Annotated in this window: 12 protein-coding genes; 8 read left to right on the top strand and 4 right to left on the bottom strand. The window is 57.8% G+C overall.

The genetic code is table 11. From position 1 onward, the window contains the following. Positions 1–124 precede the first annotated feature (124 nt). A complete protein-coding gene (locus C5J22_RS30550; protein ID WP_105441337.1) occupies positions 125–1,525 on the bottom strand; it encodes a mannitol dehydrogenase family protein in 1,401 nt (466 codons plus the stop codon). A gap of 286 nt (positions 1,526–1,811) precedes the next feature. Here C5J22_RS30550 and C5J22_RS30545 point away from each other — a divergent pair, with 286 nt between their 5' ends. The 5 genes from C5J22_RS30545 to cysN all read left to right on the top strand — a co-directional run bounded on the left by C5J22_RS30545 (position 1,812) and on the right by cysN (position 9,421). Continuing rightward, a complete protein-coding gene (locus C5J22_RS30545) occupies positions 1,812–2,375 on the top strand; it encodes a hypothetical protein (RefSeq protein ID WP_105441336.1) in 564 nt (187 codons plus the stop codon). Between the two features lie 95 nt (positions 2,376–2,470). Next, entirely contained in the window at positions 2,471–3,754 is a 1,284-nt protein-coding gene (locus C5J22_RS30540) for a cystathionine gamma-synthase family protein (RefSeq protein ID WP_105441335.1), read from the top strand. Between the two features lie 1,537 nt (positions 3,755–5,291). Beyond that, the gene (locus tag C5J22_RS30535; RefSeq protein WP_105441334.1) at positions 5,292–6,542 is read left to right on the top strand and encodes an acyltransferase; all 1,251 of its coding nucleotides are present in this window, start codon (positions 5,292–5,294) and stop codon (positions 6,540–6,542) included. A gap of 51 nt (positions 6,543–6,593) precedes the next feature. Next, the gene (cysD, locus tag C5J22_RS30530) at positions 6,594–7,520 is read left to right on the top strand and encodes a sulfate adenylyltransferase subunit CysD (protein WP_105441333.1); all 927 of its coding nucleotides are present in this window, start codon (positions 6,594–6,596) and stop codon (positions 7,518–7,520) included. Continuing rightward, positions 7,520–9,421, top strand: coding sequence for a sulfate adenylyltransferase subunit CysN (gene cysN, locus C5J22_RS30525; RefSeq protein WP_105441332.1), 1,902 nt, complete (start codon positions 7,520–7,522; stop codon positions 9,419–9,421). The genes cysD and cysN overlap by 1 nt, the downstream gene beginning before the upstream one ends. Before the next feature lie 52 nt (positions 9,422–9,473). Here cysN and C5J22_RS31455 read toward each other — a convergent pair whose 3' ends face one another. Next, positions 9,474–10,202 (bottom strand): sulfotransferase, encoded by a 729-nt coding sequence (locus C5J22_RS31455; RefSeq protein WP_172746845.1) that lies wholly within the window; start codon positions 10,200–10,202, stop codon positions 9,474–9,476. Positions 10,203–10,471: 269 nt separating this feature from the next. Further along, positions 10,472–10,681, bottom strand: coding sequence for a hypothetical protein (locus tag C5J22_RS32135; protein ID WP_245440618.1), 210 nt, complete (start codon positions 10,679–10,681; stop codon positions 10,472–10,474). 240 nt (positions 10,682–10,921) lie between these two features. On the opposite strand from C5J22_RS32135, the gene C5J22_RS30520 reads away from it, so the two are divergent. The 3 genes from C5J22_RS30520 (at position 10,922) to C5J22_RS30505 (ending at position 15,375) form a co-directional block, all read left to right on the top strand. Next, complete coding sequence (locus tag C5J22_RS30520) at positions 10,922–11,191, top strand: hypothetical protein (RefSeq protein WP_105441331.1); 270 nt, start codon at positions 10,922–10,924, stop codon at positions 11,189–11,191. A 281-nt stretch (positions 11,192–11,472) separates the two neighbouring features. Then, positions 11,473–13,137, top strand: coding sequence for an SDR family oxidoreductase (locus C5J22_RS30515; protein WP_105441330.1), 1,665 nt, complete (start codon positions 11,473–11,475; stop codon positions 13,135–13,137). A gap of 1,326 nt (positions 13,138–14,463) precedes the next feature. Next, positions 14,464–15,375, top strand: a complete 912-nt coding sequence (locus C5J22_RS30505; protein WP_105441328.1) for an imm11 family protein — start codon at positions 14,464–14,466, stop codon at positions 15,373–15,375. On the opposite strand, the gene C5J22_RS30500 is transcribed toward C5J22_RS30505, so the two are convergent. Beyond that, positions 15,348–16,956, bottom strand: a 1,609-nt coding sequence (locus C5J22_RS30500; protein ID WP_172746843.1) for a calcium-binding protein, incomplete at its 5' end; no start/stop codon positions are given. The genes C5J22_RS30505 and C5J22_RS30500 overlap by 28 nt on opposite strands.

Below are 16,956 nucleotides of genomic sequence, written 5' to 3'. Positions count from 1 at the left end.
GCTCACGAAGATCATTCGATAACGGTGCGGTCATGAGATGCCGGCCTCCATCCAACCAGTATCAGTGAATCAGAACAAAGCCGATTTGGGAATCCGGTATGATTCTGAAAAATGCGGAAACGCTCTAGAGTTTTTCAAGCTCCGCGTTCACCTGCGCGCGCCATGCGCTATTCTCCGTGAGAGCCTGGGGGAACAGGCCCGGAATTGCGAAGAAGGGTGCCGACGGATCGTCCGCCGTCATCCTGGCGGCGGCAGCCTTCAGCTCAGCCGCGCGCGGATCGTTGATCTCCGCAGTCTTGCGTGCATAAGCGATCCAGAGCGCTACAACGTAAGCCGCAGACGACGCATCTCCACCATTCGCCAGCGCTTCCACTGCACCTGCGAAGATGCGCTGCGGCAGTTTCTGGGTGCCGTCCATGGCGATCTGCTGCGTCTTGTGGGCGATGGTCGGGTTCTCGAAGCGCTCGATCAGCTGGTCCATATAGCCGCCAAGATCGATGCCCGGCACCGGATCGAGCGTCTTCACCGCCTCCGCCATGTGGCGGCGCACCAGTGCCCGGTATTCCGGCACAGCCATGACGTCGCGGACGAATGTGAGGTCCTTCAACTGGCCGAGATAGGCGACCAGCGAATGGGAACCGTTGAGCAGCCGCAGCTTCATCTTCTCATAGGGCTCGACATCGTCGACGAAAAGCGCGCCGCCGGCTTCCCACCTGGGCCGGCCGGCGAGGAAATGGTCCTCGATCACCCATTGCATGAAGGGTTCCGTGCCGAGCGCCAGCCTGTCTTCGGCGCCGATCAGCGTTTCGGCAAGCTCCCGCGTCTCGTCGGTGGCGGCCGGCACGATCCGGTCGACCATGCTGGACGGGAAGGCGCCGTGGCCGGCGATCCAGTTGGCGAGCGCCGGATCCCGGGCACCGGCCAGTTCGATCACCAGCCGCCGCACGATCCGGCCGTTGGTCGGCAGGTTGTCGCAGCAAAGCACGGTAAAAGGCGGCAGGCCCGCGGCATGGCGGCGCGAAAGGCCTTCGACCAGATAACCGATCACGCCGGTCGGCGAACTGGGGTCGGCAAGATCGGCCTTGACGGAGGGGTGGGTTCGGTCGAGTCCTCCGGATACCGGATCGATGCCATAGGCCTTTTCGGTGACGGTGATGGTGACGATCCGGATTGCCGGATCGGCCATCAGCGCCAGGATTTCCGCCTGGTCCTCGACGCCCGAGAGGCCCTTGGTGACCGAGCCGACGACCTGGGCGCTGTCGCCTGCGGCGCTGCGGGTAACCACCGAATAAAGCCCATCCTGCGCCGCAAGATCATGGACGATATCGACCGAGCGTAAGCTGACGCCGACAATGCCCCAGTCGCCAAGCTCCGCGGCGAGTGCCGCATCCGTATAGACCGCCTGATGGGCGCGGTGGAATGCGCCAAGCCCGATATGCAGAATGCCGGGCTTCAGAAGAGCCCGGTCGAAACCGGGTGCGGTGACATGGGGGGCAAGTGCGGTGGAGGCGGAAAGGCGTGGCATTCTTTGATCATGATGCCCTGAAATACTCGCGGGCATCCTCCCTTATTGACGCAAGCAGTGATAGCCCTGCGCAAGTGCATGGGTCAACGGCATAGTCCGCACACCTGGCTCCCGAAAGCCGGAGATTCCAATCGGAACGGCATGCAAGAGCCGGGAGCGGCGCTTTCAAAACATGCAAAATCTGATAGTGACTTACGACCGGGGCGCGGGGGCGCCCGGCACATCCACCGATAGACCGGAGACCGGCCAGGTCTTTGGCACGGGACGTTGCAGACAGGGGGCATTCATGCGTTTTCTGGCAGTTCTTTCGGTGGCGGTCGGCCTGGCTCTCGCGGGCTGTTCGCAGGTGGCGGAAAATGCCGCCAACCGGTCCTTCACCAGCTATGCGATGGGCCGTCCCTACGCGGAGGTGGCGAATGTCAACCAGTCGACCCTGGCGCGGCTTTCCGGCTCCGACGCGACGTTCGGGCCGATGATCGGCGCGACGCCGCTGAAAAACGGGATGACGATCTACCGGCATATCGCACCGGCTTCTAAAACCGAGTCCGGTTCGAGCTTCGGCGGGCTGGTCGGCCGCTCGACCGTGTCGCAGAACAACCGGCTTTCCTATTTCCTGGTCGGCGCCGACGGCATCGTCAAGGACTGGGCGACCGGCTCGGTACAAGGCAATGTCAGCGACTGCGTGCAGTATATCGGCGGCATCATCAACCGCTGCTCCGACATGCGCCAGGTCGAGGCCTCGCTTGCGCTCTACGACATGCGCGTGACGACAAAAGGCGGACAGCCGATCTCGGCCTGGGGAGAGCCGGCAGTACCCTCCGTACATCCGGCTGTGCCCGCGGCGCGCTGAGCAACCGGCTTTCGCAGGCAGCGCCCCTTGGCGGCGGCTTTTCCGATATTATCTCCGGTCATGGCATCCGCTTGTTTCAGACCAGGAGACCGACAATGACCGCCCCGCATCCCTCCAAGACGCATATCGGCAATCACAAGCTCCATCCCGAAACGCAGATGCTGAACTACGGCTACGACCCGGAGCTTTCCGAGGGTGCGGTCAAGCCGCCGGTCTTCCTCACCTCCACCTTCGTGTTCAAGTCCGCCGAGGAAGGCCGCGACTTCTTCGACTTCGTTTCCGGCCGCCGCGAACCGCCGGCGGGCACCGGGGCGGGGCTTGTCTATTCACGCTTCAACCATCCCAACAGCGAGATCGTCGAGGACCGGCTGGCGGTCTATGAGCGCACCGAGAGCTGCGTGCTGTTTTCCTCCGGCATGTCGGCGATCGCCACGACGCTGATGGCGTTCGTGCGCCCCGGCGACAGCGTGCTGCACTCGCAACCGCTTTACGGAGGCACCGAAACGCTGCTTTCGAAAACCTTCCTCAACATGGGCGTCGCGGCGGTCGGGTTCGCGGACGGGGTCAACGAGCAGTCGGTGACGGCGGCGGCCGAGGAGGCGATGGGCAAGGGCCGCGTCTCGGTGATCCTGATCGAGACGCCGGCGAACCCGACCAACAGCCTGGTGGACGTGGCGATGATCCGCCGGGTGGCGGAGGCGATCGGCGAAAAACAGGGGCACCGTCCGGTGATCGCCTGCGACAACACGCTGCTCGGCCCGGTCTTCCAGCGGCCGATCGAGCACGGGGCGGATATCTCGCTCTATTCGCTGACCAAATATGTCGGCGGCCATTCGGACCTGATCGCCGGCGCCGCACTCGGCTCCAAGGCGGTGATGAAACAGGTGAAGGCGTTGCGCGGGGCGATCGGCACGCAGCTCGACCCGCATTCCTGCTGGATGCTCGGCCGCAGCCTGGAGACGCTGTCGATCCGCATGGAAAAGGCCAATACCAACGCGCTGGCCGTCGCCGATTTCCTGCGCGGGCACCCGAATGTCGAGACCATCCACTACCTGCCCTATCACGACCCGGCAGCGCCGGTCGGCCAGGTGTTTGCGGCGCAATGCAGCGGCGGCGGCTCGACCTTTTCCTTCGACATCAGGGGCGGCCAGCCGGCCTCGTTCCGGTTCCTGAACGCGCTACAGATCTTCAAGCTGGCGGTGAGCCTCGGGGGCACGGAATCGCTCGCCAGCCACCCGGCGACCATGACCCATTCCGGCGTACCCGCCGAGGTGCGCCAGAGGATCGGCGTGCTCGATTCGACCATCCGCCTGTCGATCGGCATAGAACACCCCGACGACCTGATCGCCGACCTGACGATCGCGCTCGACAAGGCGTGACGGGCGGACGTTCGCGCCTGGAACCGGCCGGCGTCGGGGCCGTCATTCGCCTGGGCCTCCGGCCTGCCGCCTGCCACCCTATTTCGGCTCGTCATCGCCCTCGCCGCCGAGCCGCCTCATGCCCACCAGCACCACCCGGTAACGGGCACCGCCAAGGCCGATACGGGGCGGAAAGGCGCCGTGGTAACTTGGCTTGGCGCGATGCGCTTCCGCAAGGAACCCTCTGCAGGCCTGGCCCGGCGGCAGGAAGAACGGTCGCAGTCTTCCAGAAGTCGAGATAGGACTTGAAAACTGGTGAGCTTCTGGACCTCGCGGGATTTCCGGCGTTTGGGCAACGCGTTAAACTCGGCCGAGGTTAACCCCGCCCGGTAGGATTTTTGTCCTCCTGGAAAAGGCGCCAGCAATCCAATAGTTGGCGTTTCGTGACCGCAGCCCTCGCGCCATTCCTCGTTGGTCTTCGAACGATGGTCACCAACGTTTCTGAGTTGAGCCGTCATGAGCAAACGCACTCCGTCCACCCGCGGATGAAGCCGTGCGCCCGGTCGATGCCCGCATGGTTCTTGTAGCTGAACATCGGAATGGTGATGTCGTGCTGCCGGGTCGCTGTTGATGTCGGCGTTTCTGTCGGTTGCTTCGCCCTGGAATACTTCACCGTCCAACGGGCGTCACGATCCTTCTGTGCGAGCTTGGCGGGCTTGTCCTCCAGCCCTTGGGGATCTCACCCGCTTTCTCGTCCTGGCTATTGTGCTGCTTAGAAGCCTGATGATCGTCGCGTCAACGATCTGGCCCTGCTTGGCCAGATAGCCGGACCGCGACAGATGTTTGTCGAAACGGCGAACAAGATTATCGATGGCACCGGCCCTGCACCAGGCTTTCCCGAAACAGCCAGATCGTCTTGGCTTCGGGCATCTTCTCGGACAAGAACAGGCCCAGGAACCGCATGAACCGGTCTGGATTACGAACGCTGCTTGATCGTCGGAGAGATCGCAGACCGCCTGCAGCACCAGGACCTTGAACACCAAAAACCGAGGGGAAAGCAGGTCGACAGCCCTTCAATCCGTCGGATCGCTTGAGTGCCTTCGCCAAAGGCTTCTCGAACACAGCGCAAGGGCAATCCCGTTGAACCTCTCAAGCGGATCTCCTACCGCACCCCAACGCTCGTCCAGATCCCAAAGCCAGGCTGTCCCCGCATCATCCGTTCCCTACAAATCACACTGCCGGAATGACCGACGAATTCCGCAAAAAGAGGAGGTTTTTTGAGGTGTGCGACTGTCGCCGAGGCAGTGAAATCCGCCGAAGGTATTTCGATGCCCTGGAGGCGATAATTGAAGAAAGGAGGGGGCCGATGGCGACCTCGCCGGGGGAAGGATAAAGGCTCATCGGGGGCGGCAGCTATTTTTACTAGGAGGAATATCGGGCATAGATGGGTTGACTATCAGGATGAATTTGTCAAAAACGAAAGCAGACCTTGATCAGAGCTTCAACGTTACGATGCCAGACTTATGATTTCATCGGCGGTTCTATTGGCGATGTGCAGATGAGAAATCGAGCTGCGGACGGACTGCGAGGGATAGCCTCCCTGGTTGTGGCTCTCTCTCACTTTGTTCATGCTTTCTGGCCTGGGCTAATGCGAAACGACTACCCAGTCCCAGAACTAAATGTGCAGCGAATGACCCTTATTGAGAGCGTCCTCGCCAGTCCGCCAGCAGCCATTTTTTTCAATGGCCACTTCGCGGTTCTGATATTCTTTGTACTTTCCGGCTTTGTCCTAAGCAAGCCGGCCATCGACGGAGAGTACGGGAGCGTCCGTTCGCGTGCTTGGGGAAGATATTTTAGGCTCAACATCCCAATTGCCGTCGCAAGCCTCTTGTCTTGGGCCATTTTGACGGCGGGTCTTAATTGGAACCATGAAGCGGCTATGATTTCGTCGTCGCAATGGTTCGGAGAATATTTTCAGCGCGAAGTTTCGCTCCTAACTTTGTTAAAAACGAGTCTATATGCTGGTCTGATGGGATCGACGGTTTTAATACCGCCTGTCTGGTCGTTGAAAGTCGAATTCCTCGGATCGCTGCTATTGCTTGGCACTCTGGCTCTTTCCCCATCGAGAGAAGGCAATCTTCCATCTTTGGCCATTTGTTCGCTGGGTATCATCATTTTCAAACCAAGCGACTTCATCTTCTTCTTGTGTTTTTTTGCCGGCGCTATGCTGAATTACGTGCGCGTGTCAGTTTTGGTCGGTGTTGGTTGTGCTGTCCTCGGTTTGATGCTGGGCGCCTATCGATCGAGCAGTGGACTGTTTTTATGGGTTCCAACCTTCTCTGCAGCTACCACCACGGCCTACAATGCAGTTGGCGCTGTCCTTTTGGTGGCAGCAGTATGCAGGGCAGGCACTGCTCGAATGCTTCTAGAGTCTCCCATCCCGCAATTCTTGGGAAAAATCTCGTACTCGTTATACCTGATTCACTTCATAATTCTCTGTTCAGCCGCCAGCTATACTATTGTGTTACTTGGGGCAGATCCTTTTGGACTTACCATCTCGCTGGCTGTATACTTACTTGCGACCATCATTGCGTCAGCGTTTTTTACGAGATATATCGATAGCTATGCTATCAAATCCGGTCATAAATTCTCCCGCTTTTTGGGATTACCGGATAAGTTAAATCGAAGTGAGGGCCAGCCACCATCTTTAAAGGACAACTCGATGTTAGGCATAGAAAGTAAATCTCTGAGAACACGAGCATTGATCAGCCGTCTTGGGGATGCGAGGCAAGAAACATCCCGCGATTGACGGGTTGGGTTTTGATCGCGATGTGTTTGCTGGAATGTTATGGGGTTGGATATGCAGACTGCGCCCTTTGGTAAATTGGAGACGTCGAGACACCTAAAGCGGCTGGAAGACGAGTCAATCTTCATAATGCGCGAGGTGGCGGCCGAGTTCAAAAACCCGGTGATGCTCTATTCGATTGGTAAGGATTCGTCGGTAATGCTGCATTTGGCCGTGAAGGCATTTTATCCTTCCAAGCCGCCGTTTCCGCTCCTGCACATCGACACGACCTGGAAGTTTCGAGAAATGATTGACTTCCGCGACGGCCTAGTGGCGGAGCGAGGTCTGACCTTGATCAAGCATACCAATCCAGAAGGGCTGCGCGACAGCATTAATCCATTCGAACATGGATCAAACATTTATACCAATATTATGAAGACAGATGCGCTGCGGCAGGCGCTTGATGCGGGAGGCTTCGACGCGGCCTTCGGTGGCGCTCGTCGCGATGAGGAGAAAAGCCGTGCCAAGGAGCGCATCTTTTCCTTTCGCACCGCCAACCACGGCTGGGATCCAAAGAACCAGCGTCCCGAACTCTGGAATCTCTACAATACCCGCGTGAGGCCAGGCGAGTCTATTAGGGTCTTTCCGCTGTCGAACTGGACGGAGCTCGACATCTGGCAATATATCCTGCTCGAGCACATTCCGATCGTTCCTCTCTATTTCGCCGCCGAACGCCCCGTCGTCGAACGGGGCGGGCAGTGGATCATGGTCGATGACAAACGGCTGCCACTGCAGCCGGGTGAAAAGCCGCAGATGAAATCAATTCGCTTTCGTACCCTCGGTTGCTACCCGCTAACGGCCGCCGTCGTGTCGGATGCGGTCACCGTCGAGGAAATCGTCGCGGAGATGCTCATAGCGCGCACTTCTGAACGCTCAGGGCGGCTGATCGACCATGACGACCAAGGCTCGATGGAAAGAAAAAAGCGCCAAGGATATTTCTGATGAAGGCGCGTGCTGATGTGAAACCTGGGGCTCTCGCCAAATATCTGGCCACGCAGGACAATAAAGATCTTCTGCGCTTCCTTACCTGTGGCAGTGTCGACGACGGAAAGTCGACGCTGATCGGCCGCCTACTCTACGATACCAAGCTAATCTTCGAGGACCAACTCGCTGGTCTCGAACGGGATTCGAAAAGGTTCGGCACGACGGGCAAGGACTTGGACCTCGCCCTTTTGGTTGATGGCCTGCAAGCCGAGCGCGAACAGGGTATCACGATCGACGTCGCCTATCGCTTCCTCACTACCGGCAAGCGAAAGTTTATTGTCGCCGATACGCCCGGCCACGAGCAGTACACCCGGAACATGGCGACTGGCGCGTCGAACTCCGATCTTGCCGTTATACTCATCGACGCGCGCAAGGGCATTCTTTCCCAGACGCGACGCCATTCCTTTATCGTGTCGCTGCTCGGGATCCGGCACGTCGTGCTGGCCGTCAACAAGATCGATCTTGTTGACTACAGCCAAGAGGTTTTCGATGGGATCGTGGCCGATTACCGAAACTTTGCCTCGGACTTCGGCTTTCAGACGCAGCAAGCGATCCCGGTATCGGCGCGCTATGGAGATAATGTTCTTACCCGTAGTGTCAACATGCCCTGGTACGAAGGCCCCACCTTGGTCGAGCAGCTGGAAACCGTTGATGTTTCCTACCAACCGGCGGATATGCCTTTCCGTTTTCAAGTCCAGTGGGTGAACCGACCAAACCTCGACTTCCGGGGTTTTTCCGGCACCGTTGCATCCGGTACCGTTTACCTGGGCGACGAACTGACTGTTGCCGCATCAGGTAAGGGTGCCAGGGTCAAATCCATCGTTACCTATGATGGAGAACTGCCCCTCGCCACTGCTGGCCAAGCCGTCACGCTGAGGCTGGACGATGAGATCGACGCTTCGCGCGGCGATGTGCTCTGTCCACCAACATCGCGTCCCGAAGTGGCCGACCAGTTCCAGGCGCGGTTGATATGGATGAACGAGCAAGCGCTGATCCCCGGCCGTCGGCTCCTGATCAAGATTGGAACGCAAACCGTCTCAGCGTCCGTAACGGACATTCGCTACAAGATCGACGTAAATACATTCGCCCGGCTTGCGGCGAAGACACTCCAGCTTAATGATGTGGCCGTCGTGAATATCGCCACCAGCGAACCCGTCGCCTATGACTCCTATCTCGCCAATCGTGCGATGGGTGCCTTCATCGTCATCGACCGGGTGAGCAACATGACGCTCGGCGCCGGCATGGTCGACCACGGACTTTGGCGCGCGACGAATGTCCATTGGCAGGCGATAACGGTTTCTAAGGAGACACGTGCCGAAATCAAAGGCCAGAAACCAATAGTTCTCTGGTTCACGGGGCTTTCCGGGGCCGGCAAGTCGACTATCGCTAACTTAGTAGAAAAGAAACTGCTTGGTCTCGGCCACCACACCTATCTGCTGGACGGCGACAACGTGCGACACGGCTTGAATAAGGATCTCGGCTTCACGGATTCCGACCGCGTCGAAAACATCCGCCGTGTCGCGGAGGTGGCGAAGCTCATGGCAGACGCCGGCATCATCACGCTGGTTTCCTTCATTTCGCCCTTCCGCGCCGAGCGCCAGTTGGCACGCGAGCTGGTGACTGGTAACGAGTTCGTAGAAATTTACGTCTCTACGCCCCCTTCTGTCGCCGAAGAGCGCGATCCAAAAGGACTATACGCAAAAGCTCGCCGGGGCGAGCTCAAAAACTTCACTGGTATTGATAGTGTCTACGAGATTCCGGAGAATCCCGAACTTGTGCTAGATACAACTACCCGAAGCGCAGAAGATCTATCTGAAGACATATTGGCTTTTATCGCTAGCCGTATTAGATATACCTAAGATTTGCCTGACCTTGTTACTTTCTTGTCATTAATGATCCCACCCGACTATATTAAGGCAATTCTCCTGATTGGAATTGGGCAAGCGCCAGTACTTCATCGTAAGTCAGACGTTTAGAAATTTCATTCCTAAGTTTTTCGACAATTTTCCGATCCCGCGTTGCACGACCGGGGCGCTGAAGACTATCAAACGAGAGCAACAATGTTTCTGCAACTTCTGCTTCACTTGGGATGGTACTAAATCCCATCAACTGGAGTAGCTTCGCAGGGACGCCTGAATTTGGGCGGATGAAATCCTCATAACGTACGTGGATACGCTTGCGATCATGCATAGCGCGAAATACAAAAACTGAGCCTAAGTAATCATCTACAGCTTGCCGTACAGCGAAAAAGGGTTTTACCCCTTTTCTAAAAATACGAGGAGTTACCATACTATAAATTTGCGACGTAATTGCTTCAACCGGGTCTCTGGTGATGAGGATTATCCCGGCTTCTGCTTCCTGAGCGTCGTGCTTAATAAATTCGCGAGGAAAATGCGATTTCCTGCCAATGCATTGCTGATCGCGAATTTTGATCAGATCCAGACTTAGATTTGGCGCTCTGAGATAAATCGGTGGGTCATCTCTTTCCGCTCCAGGACATCCGAGTGTAGGCCTCCCGCTAAAGCGCTCAACGACTGCACGAACGGCATGGTTGCCGCTTCTAGGGTATGAAATGATATGCCAGCAATTACAGTGTGTCATGATGTCGGTGAAGGTACCTGAGGCTTTGGGTTCTGCCATCGATTATGGCAGATCGATCATATATCGGCACATTCTCTGAGGCAACAGGCAGCACCATCCCCACCTTCAACCGGGGAGTGATTGGCTGCTCCATATTCCCTCAGGCTAAACAAACCGAAAATCGTTCGACTGTAATGTGTTCACAGCCACGTTCCTCAGGGTGATCGAGTTTTCTGCATCAGCTCTGATAATCTTATCCGCGCACCTGGACTGCGACGACGCAGCTAGCAATGCGGCCCAGTCCAAAAATACCGCATGACCCACCTTGATCACATCATGAGCAGTTCCAACCGCGGCGAAATTCGTGATCGTGTCGTGCCCGAACCGGCCGTGTAGACGAATAGGTCCGAAGCAGCGCCGCCCGTTAGAATATCGTTTCCGGCACCACCCGTGAGAGTATTCACGCCAGCCCCGCCAACGATGATATTGTCGAGTGCGTTACCTGGGCCCGTAAACGCCGTTGCTCGACCACCAACCATCGTATCTATCCATACCGGCGCCACCATCCTGGATGTCATTGCCGGCTCCAGAAGCCGAGACTAGGTCGTGAAATACTAGTGAGCTTCTGGACCTCGCGGGATTGCCGGCGTTTCGCCAACGCGTTGAATCGGCCCAAGTCAATCCGGGCCGGTAGGGCTCTTTGTCCTTCCTCGAAGAGGCGCCAGCACTCCAACAGTTGGCGTTCGGCGACCGCCTTCATTGCATGGCGGGATGCCGCGTTGAACTACTTGTTCCAGAAGGTCGCCGCCGACGAGGTCGGCGAAGCGACGCCGTCGACCATTGAAGACCTCATCAGCGGCGTAGCGCCGATCGCCTTGCCGAGCTTGTGGGAAGAACAGTTGCCGATGCAAGGGCCTGCGCCGGTCCGCCGTGGTGCAGGCCCCAACCCGACACAGAACAAACAGGCTCAAAAAGAAGAGGGCCCGTCCATTTTTCCCGTACGAGCCCTCGACAGTCTCTTGGCGGCGGGAACATCGCAGATAACCTGAGATAGGTCATCCTCCGTTCAGGTTACGCCAAATGACGTAATCTCGCTCGCCGGCATGCCGGTCTGGTGGCTCCCAGCCGCCGCGAGCAGGCGGCATATACCTCACCTCAAGGGTTCCTATGCCTTCCGCGGACTGGTATTCACGTAGTTGCATACGCCCTGCTTCTTTTGGTGACTGCAGATACGAACGCGGCGCCAACCAGTATCTTGGCCAAGACCTTCATACCGCGAGTCACGGAGGCATAAGGAATAGGTTGTGCGAGCAGAGAGATTGCGTGACACATGAAGATTCTGATTATCGGTGGATACGGCGTTTTCGGTGGCCGTCTGGCGGAACTGTTGTCCGATATCCCGGAGATCGATCTTCTAATCTGCGGTCGCGACCTTAACCGCGCCGAAGCGTTCTGCGCCCGTTACAAGGGGGAGGCTCGGGTTCGTCCACTTGCGCTCGATCGTGGGGACATCGTAGCGGTTCTGCACGCGCAGCAACCTGCTCTGGTCGTCGATGCCTCCGGGCCGTTCCAAGACTACGGCGCCGATTGCTATCGCGTGATCTCAGCCTGCATAGATGCCGGCATCAACTATCTCGATTTTGCCGATGCTGCCGATTTCGTGTTCGGGGTGTCCCAGTTCGATAGCAAGGCAAAGGCGGCAGGAGTATTCATACTTTCCGGCGTGAGCAGCTTCCCGGTTCTGACGGCCGCCGTTCTGCGCGAGATGGCGAAGACGATGAGTATCACCTCCGTCGAAGGCGGCATTGCACCATCACCTTATGCCGGGATCGGGCTCAATGTGATGCGTGCGGTCGCCGGCTATGCCGGCGCGCCGGTGAAATTGCAGCGATATGGACAGGAATCGCAGGGGATCGGGCTGGCGGAGAGCATGCGCTACACCATCGCGGTCCCAGGCCATTTGCCGCTCCGCAACACCCATTTCTCTCTGGTTGATGTACCGGACCTGCGGGTCATTCCGCCCGAGCACCCGGCAATGACAGATATCTGGATGGGAGCTGGCCCTGTTCCGGAGATTCTGCACCGCGCCCTCAATTTGCTGGCGAAGGCGCGAGCCAGATTGGGTCTGCCCTCACTAGCGCCGTTCTCGCGGCTTTTCTACGCGGTGCTCAATCGGATGCGGTTCGGCGAGCATCGTGGCGGCATGTTCGTGCGCGCGAGAGGGTGTGCAGGCGGCAGCGCCATCGAGCGAAGTTGGCATCTGCTCGCAGAGGGTGACGACGGCCCCTATATCCCGTCCATGGCGATCGAGGCGGTGATCCGCAAGCTGCTGGCTGGCGAATTCCCGTCGGCTGGAGCAAGATCAGGTGTTCGCGCACTTGAACTTGCCGACTATGACGCTTTGTTCCAGGGTCGGAAGATCTTTACCGGGTTTCGGGACGATGAGGCCAATGTCGCGCTTTACCGCAGGATCCTTGGATCAACCTTCGGCGCGCTTCCACCCCGTCTCCAGGGACTGCATGGGAGTAGGACGGCTCGACATTGGTGCGGCTTTGCAGAGGTGCGACGGGGCCGAGGCCTGGTGGCCGCACTCGTTTCGGCCCTTGTCGGGTTTCCGAAGACCGCGTCCGGAGTGCCGATCACGGTAACCTTCTCGCCGGAGGAAGGTGCCGAACGCTGGACACGCAGCTTCAGTGGCAAATCGTTTTCGTCGGTGCAGTCGCCGGGTGCCGGAAAGGATGAGCATCTTCTGGTGGAACGATTCGGGATTGCGTCCTTTGCACTTGCCCTGGTGGTCGAGGGCGACAGCTTGTTCTTTGTGCCGAGACGATGGTCCATCTTAGGATGTCCGATGCCCCGCTTTCTGCTACCTTCCGGGCGGAGCCTCGAGTCCGAAAAGGATGGGCAATTCTGCTTTGAGGTGGAAATTAAAATGCCGCTGATTGGCCCAATCATAGCGTACGAGGGGCGGCTCAACTCTTCTGATCCGACGTAATTACCGACGCGCAGGTAGCGTCAAAACCGCACGGACGGCCAGAATGCAGAGACTTACTACCGGCAACATACCGTAACTTATGCCAACTATGACGTCGTCAACCCGATACTCACCGGAAAAGGCTCGCGGAAGCCTATAGTCTGTGAAATCATAAGTTAGAAAACACGGAGACTCTCCTGTACCAAGGACGCCCCAGACCAGCCTCCAATTTGTTGCCAAAATCAGAACGCAGATACAGAAGCCCAAAGCTATTCCGCGGAGACCTGAGGCGGCTGCGCCACCCTTACTAGCATAATTCATCTCGCGGATGTTGACGCACCAATGTCCCAAGAAGAACAATAAACTTAATCTCGCACCGACTGCGAACGCGTCGATACTACCTTGAGTGCATGTCTCCGAATATCCGAGTAACTGCAGTATGAAGCCAACCAATAGAACTCCGTTCGAAAGCCAATTCATCCAAAGGATTCCGCAGGCGTTTGTGCGAGAATTTTGTGGATCGGCATTGCCCTCCCCAGGATGCTTGGCTGCCGATGGCGGTTTCCTAGTTTAACCCACCAGTCAAATCCCAAGGCTGCTGAGTTGAAACAAGTCATCTAATAAAGGGCTCCAGCGCGTTCCTCGAGTTCAGAAAATTCAATATCCATGCCGGCAGTTATTGCCGCGGGGCCTCATGAAGGTCAATCGACCTTCTTGCCGGCGACGCGCGTTACGGACCTGAAGATCCTGAGTAGTCCGGCGCCTTATCCCATGCGAGCTACGGTGAGCAACGAGGGCATGGTATGCCAGCGGCGGCGCACGCGCATCCGTGTGTTCCCGGGAATGGCTTTGTTGGGTGAGACTAGCATACCCACCCGGTGTCGCGGCAGTCTTTGCATGTCGGCATGACCCCTATGCTCTTGCACGGGATAGTTTAAGGATAGCAGTTTTACTGCCCATCGAATGTCGACGCCAGAGGTTGCAATGTCAGGGATTTTTAAGTCAATGAAGCGTGTGCTGACCGGGCGGGTAGTCCGGCGCACGGACCTTCATATTATGAACGACACGTGCTCGATATCTCTCCGCATGAAACGTGATAGCGACGGCGTCTATGTCGTGCTCGCGTGTACCTCTGCCGGCAACCGGCAGTATTACCCCTTCGAGAGGAGTGAATTCGAGACCTTTGTCGCCGCTGCTATCGAAATCAAAGACGCGCTAGATTCCGACATAGCTCAGGATCAAGTCTAGACGCAGCACCTTCCGGGAGGCGTCCATCGGCGCCGTGGAGACATCCTTTCAACGTCCAGCTAGACTGAAGTCAGGCACGCAGGCCACTGGAAGGGAAACATGTCCAACGTCGTATCGCTCAGGCCAAAGCGCGTGCGCGCACCAAAGCGTATAGGCGCATATTTCCAGCTAGGGCCAACTTACTCAGGCGGCTCTCATGGCCTTGAACTTGAGAACAGAGATAAGCTTATCATCCCTCCACGTGTACTGCTCGGACCGGGATCAGGCCAAAAATATGGCTTCCCAGCGTTTCCGGAGATTCCGAGATTCCGACCCGAAAAGAATGGATATGATCGCCCGCCAAAGGACCTTGAAGAGTTTAATTTCTATTGGATTATCTCGCAACGCTTCAGGGACGTGCTGGAGAAAATCGACGCAGCCGGTGTTTCATTTGCCGATTGCGAAGTTTTTCACATCAGCGGAAAACCGGTCGAGCCGAAACACTACCTGTGTGATGTTATCAGGGAAGTCGACGCACTCGACGAGACGGCCTCTAAAGTAGGATACGAGGTCATCGAAGACGTGAGATACTACACTCTGGCGGGCGACCCTGAAGTCTCGTTTAAGCGGGAAGCGTTGGGAGACGCTCACATCTTCCGACAGAAAGACATGCCCGGCGCGCGCCTGACTGCGGATCCCAAGCTCCGTATCCTCAACGAGCGAGGCTTTTTTGCTTTCATTCCGCGGCCCACCGGACCTGAATGCCGCGATAGGTCTCCAGCCGATGCTCCTGCAGAACCAGTCGGTCTTCGACTTGTCGCGCTCGAAGCCGAACCCTCCCCATTCCTTGCAACCACGATGCTCGCATCAGTGCTCGAAATGTACCGGGGCGGACGAACAGGTGGCCGTCCGTCATCCGGGGACGCAGGTCAAGGCTCGCTGTCGCACATTGGAACTTCGCCCCACTCCTCCCGGCAGGATCCCGCGGAGAGTCCGAGCGGAAATCATGTAAACTGGAAATCCCCCGACTGAAGGCTTGATAAGAGCACGTTCTGTAGCGTGATGGTATTGTCCGCATCGGCCGTAATGAGCGTATCGCCTCCGGATTGGTTGGATGCGGCGAGAAGCGACGCCCAATCGGCAAAGATGCTGTCATCGATCTTGATCGTGTCATGCGCCGTGCCGGTTGCCACGAAATTGGTGATCGTATCGTGCCCCCAGTCTGGCAGATACACGAAGAAGTCTGCGGCCGCTCCACCAGTGAGAGTATCGTTGCCTGCGCCACCCGTTAGCGTGTTGGAGCCCGCGCCGCCGACGATAAGGTTGTCGAGTTCGTTACCGATACCCGTGAATGCTGCCTTGCCCGTATAAGTGAGGTTTTCCACATCACCAATGGTGCCCAATGTGTAGCTGGCAAGAGACACCCTCACGGTATCGATACCTTCATCAGCGTTTTCGGTGACGGTATCGCCAGCGTTGTCAACCACATAGGTGTCGTCGCCGCTGCCGCCGACCAGCGTATCGGCGCCGGCCCCGCCGTTCAGCGTGTCATTGCCCGCCCCACCGGTGATCGTGTTGGCAAGCCCATTGCCGGTGCCGGTGAAGTTTTCAGATCCCGTGTAGGTGAGATTCTCGATATTCGCCAATGCAGCAATCGAGTAGGTAGCGAGCGACATCCGGATCTCGTCCGTGCCGGCGCTGGCTGCCTCCGTAACCACATCGGTCGCCATGTCGACGATGTAGATATCGTTGCCGAGCCCGCCGACCAAGGTATCGGCGCCGGCGCCACCATCCAGGATATCGTTGCCGGCGCCGGCAATAAGGGTATTCTTCTGCGAATTGCCGATGGCGCTGAAGTTGCCAGCACCGGCAAAGGTCAGATTCTCGACATTCGAGAATGGCACGAGAGAGTAGCTCGTGAGCGTCGTCTTGATAAGGTCAATGCCTCCTCCGACATCTTCGATCACCAGATCGTCGACATTGTCGACAGTGTACGTGTCGTTCGCGCGACCACCCCGCAGCACATCCACCCCAGCACCGCCATCAAGCGTATTCGCAGCCAGGAGAGAGCCCGCGATGATATTGTCCAATGCATTGCCCGTACCGGAAAACGCCGCAGTTCCAGTGTAGGTCAGGTTTTCGATATTCGCCTTGGATGCAAGAGAGTAGGCAGCCAGCGCGGTCCTGACGGTATCGATGCCTTCGTCGGCGTTTTCGGTGACGACGTCGGCGCCATTGTCGACGATGTAGGTGTCGTCGCCGGTGCCGCCGATCAGGATATCGGCGCCGGCCTTGCCGTCCAGCGTGTCGTCGCCACCGCCACCCGACAGCGTGTCGACGGCTGCCCCGCCGGTGATCGTGTTGTTGAGGGCATTGCCCGTCCCGGCAAACGCCACCGTGCCGGTGTAGGTCAGGTTCTCGACATTGTCGGCAAGCGTATAGCTCGCCAGCGCCGTCCTAGCCGTATCGGTGCCCTCGTTGGTATTCTCGGTGACGACGTCGGCGGCATTGTCGACCACATAGATGTCGTTGCCGCTGCCGCCGATCAGCGTGTCGGCGCCGGCCCCGCCGTTCAGCGTGTCATTGCCCGCCCCGCCGGTGATCGTGTTGGCA

It is taken from the genome of Neorhizobium sp. T25_13 (assembly GCF_002968675.1).
GTDB classification, from domain to species: domain Bacteria; phylum Pseudomonadota; class Alphaproteobacteria; order Rhizobiales; family Rhizobiaceae; genus Neorhizobium; species Neorhizobium tomejilense.
This window is presented reverse-complemented; position numbering and strand designations above follow the sequence as displayed.